The organism is Parashewanella sp. 2304DJ23-3 (assembly GCF_056591695.1).
The window spans coordinates 78,276-94,569 of record NZ_JBWQOH010000004.1; the positions used below are offsets into that span (position 1 = coordinate 78,276).

General features: G+C 39.6%; 14 protein-coding genes. 7 read left to right on the forward strand and 7 right to left on the reverse strand.

What is annotated here, in order from left to right; translation table 11 throughout:
* Window position 1 precedes the first annotated feature (1 nt).
* From cydC to AC1EU2_RS10290, 3 genes are all read right to left on the reverse strand, one after another.
* On the reverse strand, window positions 2-1,675 hold the full coding sequence (gene cydC / locus AC1EU2_RS10280; protein WP_480298196.1) for a thiol reductant ABC exporter subunit CydC: 1,674 nt from the start codon (window positions 1,673-1,675) through the stop codon (window positions 2-4).
* 1 nt (window position 1,676) lies between these two features.
* Window positions 1,677-3,398 (reverse strand): heme ABC transporter permease/ATP-binding protein CydD, encoded by a 1,722-nt coding sequence (cydD, locus tag AC1EU2_RS10285; protein WP_480298197.1) that lies wholly within the window; start codon window positions 3,396-3,398, stop codon window positions 1,677-1,679.
* Window positions 3,399-3,513: 115 nt separating this feature from the next.
* Entirely contained in the window at window positions 3,514-3,711 is a 198-nt protein-coding gene (locus AC1EU2_RS10290) for a YheV family putative zinc ribbon protein (protein ID WP_480298198.1), read from the reverse strand.
* 118 nt (window positions 3,712-3,829) lie between these two features.
* On the opposite strand from AC1EU2_RS10290, the gene AC1EU2_RS10295 reads away from it, so the two are divergent.
* The 3 genes from AC1EU2_RS10295 (at window position 3,830) to AC1EU2_RS10305 (ending at window position 9,686) form a co-directional block, all read left to right on the forward strand.
* A complete protein-coding gene (locus AC1EU2_RS10295; protein WP_480298199.1) occupies window positions 3,830-5,731 on the forward strand; it encodes an ABC transporter ATP-binding protein in 1,902 nt (633 codons plus the stop codon).
* Window positions 5,724-6,167 carry a TIGR02444 family protein gene (locus tag AC1EU2_RS10300; RefSeq protein ID WP_480298200.1) on the forward strand — a complete coding sequence of 148 codons (444 nt, stop codon included), beginning with the start codon at window positions 5,724-5,726 and terminating at the stop codon, window positions 6,165-6,167. Before AC1EU2_RS10295 ends, AC1EU2_RS10300 begins: the two co-directional genes overlap by 8 nt.
* A gap of 687 nt (window positions 6,168-6,854) precedes the next feature.
* Window positions 6,855-9,686, forward strand: a complete 2,832-nt coding sequence (locus AC1EU2_RS10305) for a TonB-dependent receptor plug domain-containing protein (RefSeq protein ID WP_480298201.1) — start codon at window positions 6,855-6,857, stop codon at window positions 9,684-9,686.
* A 104-nt stretch (window positions 9,687-9,790) separates the two neighbouring features.
* Here the strand turns inward: AC1EU2_RS10305 and AC1EU2_RS10310 are convergent, their stop codons facing one another.
* Together AC1EU2_RS10310 and AC1EU2_RS10315 are read right to left on the reverse strand one after the other, a co-directional pair.
* Window positions 9,791-11,362, reverse strand: coding sequence for a GMC family oxidoreductase (locus AC1EU2_RS10310; protein ID WP_480298202.1), 1,572 nt, complete (start codon window positions 11,360-11,362; stop codon window positions 9,791-9,793).
* Window positions 11,359-11,874: a TAT leader-containing periplasmic protein gene (locus AC1EU2_RS10315; RefSeq protein ID WP_480298203.1), complete on the reverse strand. Its 516-nt coding sequence runs from the start codon at window positions 11,872-11,874 to the stop codon at window positions 11,359-11,361. Before AC1EU2_RS10315 ends, AC1EU2_RS10310 begins: the two co-directional genes overlap by 4 nt.
* 73 nt (window positions 11,875-11,947) lie before the next feature.
* On the opposite strand from AC1EU2_RS10315, the gene AC1EU2_RS10320 reads away from it, so the two are divergent.
* The 3 genes from AC1EU2_RS10320 to AC1EU2_RS10330 are packed head-to-tail and all read left to right on the forward strand — an operon-like array spanning window position 11,948 to window position 14,060.
* The gene (locus tag AC1EU2_RS10320) at window positions 11,948-12,919 is read left to right on the forward strand and encodes a hydrolase (RefSeq protein ID WP_480298204.1); all 972 of its coding nucleotides are present in this window, start codon (window positions 11,948-11,950) and stop codon (window positions 12,917-12,919) included.
* A gap of 8 nt (window positions 12,920-12,927) precedes the next feature.
* A complete protein-coding gene (locus AC1EU2_RS10325) occupies window positions 12,928-13,164 on the forward strand; it encodes a YheU family protein (protein ID WP_480298205.1) in 237 nt (78 codons plus the stop codon).
* Window positions 13,165-13,169: 5 nt separating this feature from the next.
* Window positions 13,170-14,060, forward strand: coding sequence for a phosphoribulokinase (locus AC1EU2_RS10330; protein ID WP_480298206.1), 891 nt, complete (start codon window positions 13,170-13,172; stop codon window positions 14,058-14,060).
* 39 nt (window positions 14,061-14,099) lie between these two features.
* Here AC1EU2_RS10330 and AC1EU2_RS10335 read toward each other — a convergent pair whose 3' ends face one another.
* Both AC1EU2_RS10335 and AC1EU2_RS10340 read right to left on the reverse strand, forming a co-directional pair.
* Complete coding sequence (locus tag AC1EU2_RS10335) at window positions 14,100-14,465, reverse strand: hypothetical protein (protein ID WP_480298207.1); 366 nt, start codon at window positions 14,463-14,465, stop codon at window positions 14,100-14,102.
* Between the two features lie 42 nt (window positions 14,466-14,507).
* Window positions 14,508-15,170, reverse strand: a complete 663-nt coding sequence (locus tag AC1EU2_RS10340) for a tetratricopeptide repeat protein (protein ID WP_480298208.1) — start codon at window positions 15,168-15,170, stop codon at window positions 14,508-14,510.
* Between the two features lie 475 nt (window positions 15,171-15,645).
* Between AC1EU2_RS10340 and crp the strand changes: the two genes are divergently transcribed.
* Entirely contained in the window at window positions 15,646-16,281 is a 636-nt protein-coding gene (crp, locus tag AC1EU2_RS10345; RefSeq protein ID WP_129945403.1) for a cAMP-activated global transcriptional regulator CRP, read from the forward strand.
* Window positions 16,282-16,294 lie beyond the last annotated feature (13 nt).

A 16,294-nucleotide genomic window follows, 5' to 3' on the forward strand; every position in this document is an offset into this window, starting at 1 on the left:
ATTAACCTTCAATTGATATTACCCTATCAAGCTTGTGTAAATGCTCTACTCTGTGAGTCACTATAATTAACGTACTTTTACTAAAAATATCAAGCATTAAATCATTCATTTTTTGTGCAGTATCAATATCTAATCCTTCAGTGGGCTCATCCAAAAGTATCAAAGGGGCTTGACGTAATAATGCTCTTGCGAAAGCCAATCTCCTAAGTTCACCGCCAGATAACTTCCTCCCTCCATCACCAACCCATAGATTAAGTCCTTGAGCATCTAATAAGTAACTCAATTGCACTTGATTCAACACCAACTTCAACCTTTCATCGTCGACCTCAACATCATCAGTTAATGCGATATTTAAGTTATCCCTTAGGGTGGCAGAAAAAATTTGGGGTTGTTGCTCAATGAAAGTGATTGATTGCCTCAACGCATTTTCGCTGTATTGAGAAATATCAACATCATTCAGCTTAATTTGCCCCTGACTGATTGGAATAAGTCTGCTTATTGCTGAAAGTAAGCTTGTTTTCCCACTCCCGGAACGACCGAGTAATACTAACCGTTCCCCATGAGAAACCACGGTGCTGAAATGAGTCAGTGCTTCGTGTTTACCATAGCAAACCGTCACATTATCAATACACAATTTTCCCGACTTAGCAGGCGTATCATGCTCACCAAATTCATCAATACTTCGATTTTCTGTTAACTCACTGACTCGACCAGCAGCAAGAGCGCAAGCAGATAAGTGCTGGCTAGACAATGCAATCGGCATCAATAATTCAAACACACCCATAATCGCAAGCACGACCATTGCAACGATTGGAGGGGAGATCTCATTCATTAATGATGCCGTTGCAGCAACATAAAGCGAAAACATCACCACACCACCATGCAAGATAAACAGTGTCGCTTGCAGCAAAGCTTGATTGCGGGCTAATTTCCATTGAGCTCGATAGAGCCTATTTTCGAATAATGAAAGTTGCTCAAGTTTCGTTTCCATCAGCCCAAATATTCGCAATTCGATATTGTGACTACAAAACTCCAATACGGCACTTCGGTAGTGTTTTTTATTCGTCAGTTCGTCCACAGCGATATTCTTTGAAACCGCATAACTGAGCCACGGCAACACGAACCCTAATATCAACAAAACTACAGCCAATATCAAAGATAGATGAGGTAACCAAAGTGACAGCACTATGCTGCCTAAAGTAACAACCAAGAAATAATTGACAATAGGAGTAATCAACCTGAGGTATAACTGGTCAAGCACGTCGATATCCGTCAACAGTCTGGATAAAATATCTCCTCGCTTTAACTTAGACAGCTGCTGAAAAGAGAGTGGTTGAAGCCGTCGCCAGAGAAAAATTCGAATATTTGACAGTAACTTCAGTGTTGCATCATGAGTAATGATCCGTTCACCGTAGCGTCCTGCTGTGCGTAAAATAGCTAAAAATCGAACTCCAGCCGCTGGTGTGTAAAAATTAAAACTCTTAATGCCGACTGCAGTTAAACCAGCAATGGCTGTTGCGGACAAAAACCACCCTGACAACCCCAGCAAACCGATACTGGCCACAATGGTCGCTATACCAAGAACAAGACCCACAGTAATGGACAACCACTGAGCCTTAAACATTTTGATATAAGGTATTAAAGCCTTTAAATTAATCGTTTGATGCTCGCTCATATTATTGCTCATTTTCTGTGAGAGGCATCAATAAACCCTGGAGTTCATCGAATGAGCCCTTATGCTTTATTAAGCCATCCTCAACAAGCCAAACTTGATCTACAGCTTTCATCTCAGAGACTTTATGACTCACAATTAGTCCACCTTGCTCCAATAACCTTTGGGAGAGTAATTGCCACACTGTACCTTGTGTTTCGGAGTCTAACGCTGCGGTTGGCTCATCTAAGAGCAAAAATTGATGGTCTTTCAATAAAAGTCTTGCTAGTGCAATTCTTTGTGCTTGTCCGACAGATAAGCCACTGTTAGCTTCACCAATTTCTTTGTCTAATTGGTTTTGCCATTGACTTAACCCGACTTGGTTTAACGCCGTCTTTAATTGACTCTCTGTCAGCAGAGTCTCATTCATGATGAGGTTATCTTTCAAACTCATGGGAAAAAGTTTTGGCATTTGCCCTAACCAGCCAAGACTAAGATGCCATTTGTTTAAATCCATCTGCTGCAACTCTATGCCATTGACCGTTAAATGACCCTCATAGGGTTGAAACCCTAAAATCGCATTGATCAAACTCGTTTTACCAGCACCACTGCGACCCACAATGGCAACCTTATCTTTTGATTGCCACTTGAATGAAACCGGTCCAATCAACTTATCACCAGTATGACTCTTTACAATCAGATCATTCGCTTCAATTACGATCTTTTCATTCGAAGGAACAACGTTCCCCTTGTGTGACTCAGTGGATAACACATCACTGATCGACTCAGCAGCTGCAACAGCCTGAGTCTTGGCATGATAAAATGCACCAAGTTCTCTCAACGGTTGGTAAAACTCAGGGGCTAAAAGCAGAATAAAAAGGGCACTGAACAAACTTACTTTCACACCATAAAAACCTGAGTCAATGTACTCTAAAAAGCTAAAACCCAAATAAACGGCGAGCAATGCAATAGAAATTGAACTAAAAAATTCAAGCACGGCCGAACTTAGAAAAGCTCGCTTAAGTACTGACATTGTACGACGTTGAAAGTCATCAGAAACCTTAGTGACACCCTCAAGTTCAGCTTGATAACGATAAAACAGTTTTAAGGTAGAAAGCCCTGACAATCTATCAGCGAAATAACTGGTCAGCTTTTGAAGCGCCAGATTATGTTCCTGCCCTGCTTTGGTTGCACTTTTACCCACAAGAATCATAAACAGTGGGATTAGCGGTGCAGTAAGCAACAAAATAAGTCCTGCAAGCCAACTTTGAGGGAACACCACAACTAAAATAACTAAAGGAATAAATGCAACTAAACTTCTCTGTGGTAAATAGCGAGCATAATATTCGTTAAGCTGCTCAACTTGCTCTAATAGCAATGTATTCCAATAGCCTTCAGGCTTAGTATTTAAATAGCTTGGTCCTAATTCGGTTAATTTTACTTTTAATGCTTGGCGCACGGTCTCACGAACAAGTTTTCCAGACTTAAAGCTAAACGCTTCTTTGGCAAAATGAACCACCGCTCTTAAACAAGTCAATGTAAAAATCAGTAACAAGTGCTGGATTAAGTTATCGGAACTTTCGAGTATGATAATTTGATTCAGCGTTGAAGCTATAAAGTAGGCCTGAATGACGAGGATGCTTCCCTGTAAAACACCGAAGAAAACGGAGAATTGAATACTACGAGATGCTACGTTAGACCAGTCTTTTATTGAGCTTTGAATTCTACGTTCTAAATCTAAATTCATTAAGTAAAACCAATAGATATCATTATCTACACTATACCTGAATACACCGCAGACAGATCAATTTTTAATGGTTTTTGATGCCTGATAATTTCAGGCATTAAGGTAGGAGAAAAATTTAATCCGGTTTGAAAACACCGATTACGTTACCAGCGATCTTAGGCTCAACTTTTTGTTCTGTCTGCTGTTCACGATAATCACATTCTATACATTCTACTGTCTCAACATTATTTTCTTTAAACAGTACTATGCTATCTTTTGCTCTACATTTTGGGCAGGTAGCACCTGCAACAAATCGTTTTTTCAACTTGCTCATTAATTGTTCTTCCAATACTGCGTATGCTTATATTCTGACACAGTAATTCGAATTCCGTTACTGTTGTGTGTTTAAGTAGGTTAGAATCTGCTCCAATATTAAATATTTCAGAAAACACATGATATCCATTTCAGAAGCGCAACTTATTCGTGGTACAAAAACCTTATTAGATGAAACCTCCTTAACCGTTTATCCGGGTCATAAGGTTGGCTTAGTTGGCGCAAATGGTTGTGGTAAGTCATCGTTATTGGCATTAATCAAAGGTAAGTTACAACTCGATAAAGGGGAATTTTCACTGCCATCAGGGTGGCAGGTATCTTCAGTAGCTCAAGAAACACCAGCCTTAGATGTATCGGCATTGGAATATGTGCTTGATGGTGACCAAGAATACCGCCAACTAGAAGCGCAGCTGAATCAAGCTCAAGCCGATGACGATGGCCATAAAATTGCTGAAGCACACGGAAAGCTTGATGCTATAGGCGGTTACAGTATTCAATCTAGAGCCAGTACCTTACTTGCGGGCTTGGGCTTCAGCCAACATGAACAGCAAAACCCTGTTCGCAGCTTTTCTGGTGGCTGGCGTATGCGTTTAAACCTAGCGCAAGCCTTGTTGTGTCGTTCTGATCTGTTATTACTCGATGAACCAACCAACCATTTAGATTTGGATACTACTTACTGGTTAGAAAGCTGGATTAAAAGCTACCAAGGCACCTTAATTCTTATCAGCCATGACAGAGATTTTATCGACGGGATTGTTGATGAAATCGTACATGTTGAAAATCAAAAACTGAATTATTACAAAGGCAACTACACCAGCTTTGAAAGAGTGCGTGCTGAACGTATGGCACAACAACAAGCCTCTTATGAAAAGCAACAAAAAGAACGTGCTCATATGCAGTCTTTTGTTGACCGCTTTCGTTACAAAGCAAGTAAAGCGAAGCAAGCTCAAAGTCGATTAAAAGCACTGGAGAGAATGGCTGAATTAATGCCATCACATGCCGATAGTCCATTTCAAATGAGCTTTAAAGCCCCTGATGCCCTACCCAATCCGCTAGTCGCAATGGAAAAGGTAAAAGTAGGTTATGGTGAAACACCTATTTTAAATTCTGTAAAAATGAATTTAGTTCCGGGCGCTCGTATTGGCTTGCTTGGTCGTAATGGTGCTGGTAAATCAACATTGATTAAATTGCTGTCTGGCCAACTGCAACCCATGTCAGGTGAATACCAACCAAATCAAGGTTTAAAAATCGGTTACTTTGCTCAGCATCAAATTGAGTTTTTGTCACTGGACGATTCAGCATTAATGCATTTACAACGCTTATCGCCAGATGCAAAAGAAATGGAGTTACGTAATTTCTTAGGTGGCTTTGGTTTTATTGGTGATATGGCGCTCGACCCTGTACGTCCGTTTTCAGGCGGTGAGAAAGCCCGTCTCGTTCTGGCTTTATTAGTTTGGCAGCGCCCTAATATGCTGCTGCTCGATGAGCCAACCAACCACTTAGATCTCGATATGCGTCATGCCTTAACGGTGGCTTTACAAACATTTGAAGGTGCAATGGTCATTGTATCGCATGACAGACACTTACTTCGTCTCACTTGTAATGATTACTACCTCGTCGATGCAGGCCGTGTTCAATCATTTAATGGCGACTTAGATGATTATCATAAGTGGATTTTAGAAGCGAACAAAGCTGATGCTCGTAACGATACTCCATCAACGTCTGGCACCGTTATCGATAAAAAAGAGCAAAAGCGTAAACAAGCTGAATTACGTAATAAACTATCGCCACTGAAAAAAGTACAAACCAAGCTTGAAAGACAGCAAGAAAAAATGAACACCCGCCTTGCCGAACTTGAAGACCGGCTTGGTGATGCAAGCTTGTATGACGATGAAAACAAAAGTGAACTAAAATCCATCATTGACGAACGTACTCAGCTCACCCAAAATTTAGATGAAAGCGAAATGGAGTGGTTAGAACTTCAGGAGCAAATTGAGGAAATTGAATCTGAACATGGGTAAGCTGGATTTTGACACACTATGGGCAGAGTGCGAAGCGCTCTACCCAGCTAATAAAAGCATTTGTTTAAAGCTTCAAGATGAACATGATGTCAACGTCAACCTTCTACTGCTCGCCTTATATCTCGATAACAATACTGACATTGGATATAGCCAACAACAGTGGCAATCATTACTTGATGCCATTGCGGATTGGGAGACGGACATCTTAAAACCTTATCGAGCGTTAAGACGACAATCCAAAGAAATGATAAACAAGTTAGAGTATCAACAAATATTAGATGTTGAACTTATGATGGAAAGGAAATCGCAAACAATAATTAAGCACGAGCTACTGAAATTAGTCCCTAAAAATAAGGTTAATAATTTCACTACTTATTTAGCAAATTTCAACCTTCTCCCTCCTTTTATGTTTGAAACTCAACTACTCAAAAGTTAACAATTCAAAATTTTCAATTAACTATGCAAACTATCAAAATAGAATGTGTTTAACTTTTTCCGCCATTTTATTTTACATCCACTATCTCGTTAACAAGCAACATCTTACAGTGTCTTCAATTATTTAGTTCAAAAATCATCCGGGAAATTATTTATTTATTAACAAATTAGTTTCAACTAGATAGAAGAATTATGTTTTATCTAAAAGTAGTACATAAATAACATTTAAAATACTGAATAAATTCAATTTAAATAAAACAAATATAGATAAACTTATATAAATATAAATTTGTTATACCCCACTAAAAACACCAAAACTTAAACCATTGACTTTAAAATGGTAACTATAGTGCTAAAGCGAGTAACTAGAGAAAACTCATCTCAATTACTCCCATAATATTAATGACACTAGAACGCTAACCCCCTTGAATTTCGCTCTCCCTCAAAACTAAATACGTAAAATTAGTGAATAAAAATAAAATTAACCTGCAATTTTTAAGAAAACAATAAAACAACATAAATACAACAACTTAATAACATCTAATGTATACAATATACATTAGGCACAAAACATTTAATTATATATTAAAACCATTTGGAATATACGGAACATTGTGATAACAATATTGCACCAAATAAATAAAGAATTATTTACTTGGTATAAAAAGTTTTATAACAGGGAATAAAAATGATGATGAATAACTATAAGAGGTCTCTGCTTACCTCTACAATACTTGCTAGTTTTGGCTTCGTTGCAACAGCAAATGCAGCTGAAGATGATTCTAATGACAATACAGTTGAAAGAATCGAAGTAACTGGTTCAAAAATCAAACGAATTGGTGAACTTTCTCCAACACCTGTAACTGTAATTAGCGGTTCTGATATTGCTGATATGGGTTTTACCAACGTTGCAGATATTCTAAATGAGCTCCCTTCCTCTACTGTAGGACTTTCTCCAGAAACAACAAACAACACTATTTTTGCAAATGGTTTGAACTACACCAATTTAAGAGGTTTGGGAAGTGATAGAACGCTTGTTCTAGTAAACGGTAGACGTTTTGTTGCTGGTCAATATGGTGGAACAGCAGTTGACCTTAACACTATTCCTACAGCAATGATCAAGCGAGTTGAGATTGTTACTGGTGGTGCTTCTGCTGTTTATGGCTCAGATGCAATTGCGGGTGTTATAAATATTATAACAAGAACAGATGTAGAAGGTGTAGAGCTTGACCTTTCATACACCCAACCACATCAAAGCGGTGGTGAATCTAGCCAGTTCTCTGTAACTGCTGGTGGTGACTTTGTTGACGGTAGACTAAACACCATTTTCAACTTCACATATGCTGAACAGAAAAAACTACACGCCACTCAAAGAGACTTTTTAAGTAACAATATCACTAGTATCTATAATCCAGATACCTCTGAAGGCGCACCTTCAAGAATTGCTTATTATGGACGCAAACCACTTTCATGGATTAATGAAGCAGGAACATTCTTTGCCGCAGATGGAAATCAGTATACTTATGACGCTGATGGTAACATGAAACTTTTTGATTATGGTGAAGGTCTTGTCGAAGGTCCTGGTAATAATGGCAATTACTGTGGAGCAAGCTGTGAAGGCTATGATCCAGTTCGCTATGATCAAATACGTACTCCTCTAGACAGAAAAGTATTTACCCTAAACACGACTTTTGATATCAACGATGATCACAGAATATTCAGTGAATTATCTTATGTAGATTATCAGTCTAACGGTGAAAGTAGCCCTGTATTCCATACTCGTAATTCTATTTCGGCAGATAACGCATTCCTTCCTCAAGCAACAAAAGATCTGCTAACCGAAACAGGTATGACTGGGTTTAATTTATATAGAATTGATACTGAGTTTGGTAATAGAACGTATAACCAAGATCGCGAAACTTTCAGGGTTTTACTTGGTGTTGAAGGTGCTATTGGCGAGAACTGGGATTACTCTGTATACGCACAACGTGGTGAATTAAAAGAAACCACTCTGTGGAAAGGGGAAATCTGGGCAGATCGTTATGACCAAGCTAAAGATGCTATTTTAGACTCAAACGGTAACATTGTTTGTCGTAATGAAGCTGCTCGTGCTGCCGGCTGTGTTCCTTTAAACCTATTAGGTGTTGGTCAAGCAAGTCAAGAATCGGTTGACTGGGTAAGTACAAGTGCAGGTCAAACGGCTACAACTACACAGACTAGTGCAGGTGCTGTAGTTAGCGGTAGCGTATATGAATTGCCAGCAGGCGACTTAAGTGTTGCTTTCAGTGCTGATTACAGAAAAGAAGAAGCCAATTCTCGTCCAGATCAAGAATTACTTGATGGAACTATCTTCGGTAATACAACGACTCCATTAGTTGGTGAATACGACGTTACTGAATTTGCAACTGAAATCAGTATTCCTGTTTTAGCTGATATGTTCTTAGCTGACAGTCTAAGTATTGATTTAGCGTATCGTTGGATGGATTACAGCACAGCGGGTAAGAATAATGCTTGGAAAGTAGGTGTTAATTGGTCTCCAATTGAAGATTTAAGATTCAGAGCAACACGTTCTAAATCAGTAAGAGCACCAAACATTGACGAATTATTCAATAAAGGTGGACAAACATTCGAAAGCTTCACTGATGTTTGTGATTTGAAGAATATTAATCAAGGTGACAGCCCATACCGTAAAGCTAACTGCCGTGCAGCGGGCTTACCAGAAGGTTGGAACCCAACTGATGAGTTTTATCAATCAAATCGTCCAGGCACTAATGCAGGTAACCCTGACTTAAAAGAAGAAACCTCTAACGACTATACCGTAGGGTTAGTGTATACACCAAGCTTCTTTGATGGTTTTTCAATAACGGCTGACTACTGGGCTTTCGATATTGAAGATGCAATTAGATCTATTGGTGTAAATACTGCGGTCAAATATTGCTATGACTCAGAATCATTAGACAACATCTATTGCTCATTATTTACACGTGACGCCACAACGCTTGATATTAACGGGTTCGTACAAAAACCTGTAAATGCGGCTTCATATAATGTTAAAGGTATAGATATCGAGTCGAACTATACTTTAGAAACGAGCGATATGGGCGATTTCCGCTTCCATTTGATTGCGACTTACTTGGAGCAATGGGAATTTAACCCAACAGGATTCGCAGCAGATCTTCAGAAAGATGTTGGAGAATATACCGATCCGCGCTGGAAAGGTATTTTCAGCCTTGGATGGACGTTTGATAAACTCCATTTAGAATCAAGAACTCAATATCGCCATGCAGCAGTTAGAGATAACGACTGGATTCCAACTGATAACAATTACAATGATATCCCATCACATACAACTTGGGATTTCACTGGACGTTATAACTTTACTGACGATTTAACAGTTAGATTTGGCGTAGTAAATGCATTTGACAAAGTACCTCCTCGTACACCTTCTACTTATGATGGTGCAGGATATTATGATACTACTGGTCGTGCATTCTTCTTAGGTGTTAATTATACCCTTTAATTCAACTTAACACTCCCTGGAAAGTTGAAAAGCAAAGCCTCACAATATTGTGAGGCTTTTACCTTACTTAACAAGTCAGTTTATGGATTAAAGTTACTCATTGACTAATTAATCAAATTACTGCAACTCCTCAATGTCATCCCATAAATCGAAAGTTGCGGATTAGCACCTACACTCGTTGGGAAAACAGAACCATCCATCACCGATAAATTATCCAAATAATGATGCTGCCCGTAAGAATTGACCATGGATGTTTCTAATTCTTCTCCCATCGGACAACCACCCATCACGTGCGCAGAAGCTATGACAGTTTTTAACTTAGCTAAAGACATGGTTTCGATGGACGATTTTGCTTGTGACCAAGAATTTAAATAGTTCATACCATCATTGATTGGTAATACTTTATGAGCACCAGCAGCAAACTGTAATTCCGCCATAGATATAAACGACGCCCTAGCGGCTCGCCAGAACATATCGGTCAGCGGATAATCAATTTCGAAGCTATTTCGGGTGAGTTTCACTTCTCCACCTTGGCTTTCTGAATTAAACCCATCACGGATCAATGCGATGGTTACTTGCAATTGATTAAAGTCCCTCATCAATTCAGCATGACTTCTTCCAAACCCTAATGTCTTACTTGCAACCAATAGTGGATGAATCGGCGGAACTTCAAGCTTATAACCCAGCTCACCTTCTACACCATCACGCCATAAAAACTCATCGCTATAAACAGATTGTGGCGCCCCGCTATGTCCATTAATAGGTTTATCAAATAATGCTCCCGATAACAAAACAGGGTGAAGGAATGTTCTTTTTCCGAGTAAATGATAGGGATCGGGTGTATTAGATCGCATCAATAAGACGGGAGTATGAATTGCTCCCGCAGCTAAGATATAACGCTTGGCAATGATATGAATTTTGTGGCCTGTTGGCTGTTTCACTTTATTGAGCGCTACGGCATCTAAACCTAATATTTGTCTTTTTCGATGTTGAAGGTTGATGACTTTCGCATTAGAAATTAATGTCGCACCATGATTTAACGCACTAGGAACAGTAGTCACTAACATGGACTGCTTAGCATTGGTTGGACACCCCATCCCACAATAACCCAAGTTCCAACAACCTTTCACATTTCGCTTAATGATAGTGTGTTGCCACTGTAGCTGATTACAGCCATCTAACAGAGATTGATTATTCGGGTTTGGCGGCACAGGCCATTGTTTTATGTTAAGTCTTTGCTCTGCTTTTTCGAACCAAGGTTTTAGCTTTGATGGGCTAATACCTTTAATCCCAAAGTTTTCACTCCAGTACTTGAGTGTGAGCTCAGGTGTTCTTATCGATGTGGTCCAGTTAATAGTCGTTGAACCACCAACAGTTCGCCCCTGAAAGATGCCAATGGCCGAATCATTAGTCTTCATTGCTGCGGCTTGCTGATAGAGATTTGGGTAAGCTGTGCGCTCTTCCATATCAAATTCAGAGGATGATCTTAAGCTGCCCGCCTCGAGCATAATGACCTTATGCCCCGCCTTGGCAAATTGCTCAGCCGCAATGCCTCCACCAGCCCCTGTTCCCACAATAACAATATCCGTTTCAAGGTATTGGTCACTGATTAGTTGACTTGCATCAATGTGCTTCCAGCCGTTTTCAAGTCCCGTTTTAATCGGATCAACCATCATGAGTTTACTCCTGCTAAAACAGGTTTTTGATAACTCAATAAACTCCAATGTTCTGGTGAGGCGTAATAACTACTCATTACAAGTTCACGTAAGCCAAGGTAAGCTTCATTCATCATTGAAAGATAATGCTCTCGCCAATAGGTCAGTAATTGCTGTAACCCGTTAGGGTTCAATTCGAGGAAGGAAGTAAAGCTACTGGTTAAAAGAAGGGTACCAAACTTAGTTTCAAGCAATTCTAATAGCTGCACAAGTTTTTGCTGAGCATGTTCTGGCAATAGATTCATCGTAGTATGAATATTTTCAATCGTTCGTTCAATCTGCTGCTGACGTTCTACCTCGTCTATGGGCAACGCACCATCAAGTAAAGCTGGCAGCAGAGCTGTAAAAAGCAAAGCATGCTTCTGCTTTGTGCCTTCAGGCGTTGAATCAAAAGCATTGATATACCAATCCGCTCCAACGGCTAACGCTGCCGTGGCAACAAAACCTCCGAGTAAAAATGTACGCCGCTCCATCGCCAGAACTCCTTGTGTTATTATTCTTTTCTAACATTTGATAGCAATTTATTGCACTCTTGACAATAACTTAATGAAAAACAATAAGTTCTGCCCACCATGGTGGCTGAAAAACACTCATATTCAAACCATTCTTCCTGTTATGACTAAAATACCTTTAGTTAATCTACAGCGGCAACGAATAGAACTTGATGATGGTGATTTCATCGATTTAGATTGGACACAAAAACCTCAATCTGAAGCACCCATTGTGCTAATTTTACATGGGCTAGAGGGCAGCTCAGAGTCTCATTATGCTCGTAGAATGTTGGCAGAGTGCAGCAAGCTAGACCTAAATGTTTGTGTTCATCATCACCGCAGCTGTTCTGGAGAACCCAATAGACTTGCGAGAAGTTACCATAGTGGCGATACCCAGGATCTTAGAGTCACCTTGGATTTATTAAAACGTCATTTTCCACGTTCACCAATCTGGGCTGTTGGTTATAGCCTCGGCGGTAATGTTCTTACTAAGTATTTGGGAGAAGCTCAAGATCAAAGTTTGATTGAGCGAGCCGTTGTCGTTTCAGCGCCTCTTCAATTAAGTGCTTGTGCAAAGCGCTTAGAAAACGGATTTTCCAAAGTTTACCAAAGCTACTTAATTAAACAATTACAAGCTAAGTTACGTGAGAAAATTGAGCATCCTAGCCTGAACGAGCGAATGCCTATTGCAATGACGCAAGTTGAGAAACTCAATACTTTTTATGTATTTGATGATAAAGTCACTGCGCCTCTGCATGGTTTTAAAGATGTTCACGATTACTATCAACAAGCAAGCGGATTACCTTACTTAAAATCGATCAGTACACCCACTTTAGTTATTCACGCTAAAGACGATCCCTTTATGACTGAGGCCGTAATCCCTGATGCAAATCAGTTATCATCAACCGTAACTTATGAATTGCATCAACAAGGCGGTCATGTAGGTTTTATAAATGGTGGATTACCTTGGAAACCGACATACTATCTTGAGCCACGAATTATCGATTTCTTTACTGAAAACGAATAGGACGTTAAATGATTATTCCCTATGAGTCACTGACAAATCTACCGAAAGAAACCCTCGATAATTTGGTAAAAGATTACCTTTTTTCTCAGGTTGAAGATGGAAGTTTTACTACAATGGATGATGTTCATCTTGAAAAAGCGCTGCTGCAATGTCATGAAATGCTAAAAAAAGGCACGCTTATCGTTGAATATAGTGAAAATGATGAATCCATAGGTGTCCGCCACGTTGACCAAATAATAAGGTAAATAAAATGTCAGAGAAACATCCGATTATTGCCGTTACAGGTTCTTCTGGTGCAGGAACAACTACGAGCACAGAAGCATTTAGCCATATTTTTCGTCAGCTTGGCATTAATGCGGTTTCTGTTGAGGGGGATAGTTTTCATCGTTACACCCGTGCAGAGATGGAAGTCATGATTCGCAAGGCTCAAGAAGAAGGTAGGAATATCAGCTACTTTGGCCAAGAAGCGAATGATTTTGAACGACTTGAAAAATGTTTTTCTGATTACGCTTCAACAGGCTTAGGGGAAACTCGAGAGTACCTACACACCTTCGACGAGGCCGTACCCTTTAATCAAATGCCGGGAACATTTACCCAGTGGCGTCCACTGCCGGACGATACTGATATGCTTTACTACGAGGGATTACACGGTGGTGTCGTTACTGAAGAGCATGATGTGGCTAAACATGTTGATTTACTCATTGGAATGGTACCCATTGTTAACCTAGAGTGGATACAAAAAATCGTTCGTGACACCTCAGACAGAGGCCATAGCCGTGAAAAGGTGATGGGATCTATTGTCCGCAGCATGGATGACTACGTAAACCACATTACTCCGCAGTTTTCTCGAACGAATATTAACTTTCAACGTGTACCCACCGTCGACACATCCAACCCTTTTAGTGCTAAAGGCATCCCGACTCTCGATGAAAGCTTTGTTGTTATTCGTTTTCGCGGCATGGCAGATGTTGACTACCCGTATTATTTACAGATGTTGCAGGGATCATTCATGTCTCGAATAGATACCTTAGTTGTTCCGGGTGGAAAAATGTCACTCGCAATGGAAATTATTTTAACCCCATTGATCGGTAAACTGATTGATAAGCGCTTGAAAGCAATTACGGCGGATAAGAAGATATAAAGCCTCTACTTGAGAGGCTTTATGTTTATGATAGTTTTATTAATCAAAAACGTATGGGCAACCACCAAACTCATTCACTCTATCATCCCAACGCTGAACATCTTGTGCTCTACGCCAGCGACCATGGAAAAACTCCATCAAGCACTTGCCTTGTTTTACCTCAATCAACATTAAATCACGCTCTTTAAGCTTGTCGTACTCAGGCCATACCTTTGTTTCACCCCAAGTCAACCCACCACTTCTGTCAGCGAAATTCTTCCAGAAGGTCTCAACTCCAACCCAACTATTACTGGATTGCTCCCACATCTGCATTTTACTACCGCTACGTTTCACTTCACCATCATGAGGGGCGGCAACGGCTAAACTTGAAACACTCAACAACAATGCTGCTATTGCAAATCTCATATCTGACACCTGTTAATTTACTTCCCTTACTCAGTATAGACCTTATGGCAGAGAAATAACTTCCCGAAATGGCTTACCTTTTTCATACAGTTTCAAGCGCTCAATCATTGAAGATGTATCTTTATTGCTTTGTTGACGAGATAAGGTGATGGCTTTTTGCTGGTAATGAATCGCTTTATCAAACTTGCCGTATTCAGCATAAGCTGCCGCTAAATTATCAAAAATAGCAAAGTCATTTGGCGATTTATTTTTCAGTTGATCGGCTATCATAATGGCTTTCTTAGCATTACGATATTTGGCTTCAGGACAGGTCGATAAAATCCATACTGCATTATTTTTTGATGCAACATCTCCTGCTTTCAGAAACTCATTAACGGCTTTACCACAGTTTGATTTGATTCCATCACCACCTGCGGCATAGATGAAACCTAACCGAAAATGTGCCCATGAATTATCCAGTTTAAGGTACCATTTTTCAGCTAACGATAGATCCCTCGGGACAATTTGTCCTTCAAACGCTAAATCGGCTACCGCTTTTTGTGCCTTTTTATGACCTTTCGTAGCAGCTCTTGTCAGCCATAGAAAACCATTTACGGGATCTTTTTCAACGATTCGACCTGAGAGTAATAAAAGGCCGTATAAATACTGTGCCTCTTGGTTTCCTTGTTCAGCACCCAATTGAATCGTAGCGATTCTACTCGCCAATATTTCTTCCTGCGGCTGAGGCGTAGGAAAATACGCGAATGCACTTTCTGAAAAAATAATGTACGAGCAAAGTAATATTTTTAATACTGATAACTTCATGTGTCTTTTAAACAATTAAACCTTAGCCTTTAGTTAGCCAGATCCTGACTAAGATGTCGAGTTTCATTGCAATATTGCAGAATAAGTGGTTAATATGCCGTTCTGACAGTAACTAAAACTGTAACTATTAGATCAAAAACTGTTGAGATTATATGCACTGTTTCTAATGTAAATCATAGTGTTTTTATTTACGCATAGCTAACAACACATTAAATACATCAATAAATCTCATTAAACCTATTAATTTATTTAGCATTCACAAGTAAAATAGACCCATTAAAAACGATCTAAATCAAAGTTTCTTATAAAAGAATGACGTAGATTGTGTGTAACTTAATTTCAAACTTTAAACTTTCAACCGATAGAGGATTTACGCATGGCTCTAATTGGTAAACCAAAACCAGATCCAACCCTAGAATGGTTCTTATCGCACTGTCATATTCACAAGTATCCAGCAAAAAGCACATTGATCCACGCAGGAGAGACTTCTGATACTTTGTATTACATTGTTAAAGGTAGTGTCGCTGTGTTGATTAAAGATGAAGAAGGCAAGGAAATGATCCTGTCTTATCTTAATCAAGGTGATTTTATCGGTGAGTTAGGATTATTTGAAGAAGAAGCAGAAAGAACTGCTTGGGTTCGTGCAAAACAAGCTTGTGAGATTGCAGAAATCTCTTACAAGAAGTTCAAACAACTGATTCAAGTTAACCCTGAAATACTGATGAAACTGTCACAGCAAATGGCCTACCGTTTGCAAACAACGAGTCAAAAAGTCGGGGATTTAGCTTTCCTAGATGTTGCTGGAAGAATTGCACAGACTCTATTACATCTTGCTAAGCAACCTGATGCTATGACTCACCCGGATGGCATGCAAATTAAGATCACTCGTCAAGAGATCGGTCAAATTGTTGGTTGTTCACGTGAAACCGTTGGTCGTATTTTAAAAATGCTTGAAGAGCAGAACTTAATTCAGGCACACGGCAAGACGATTGTGGTTTACGGGACTCGGTAAATAACCTCAATAT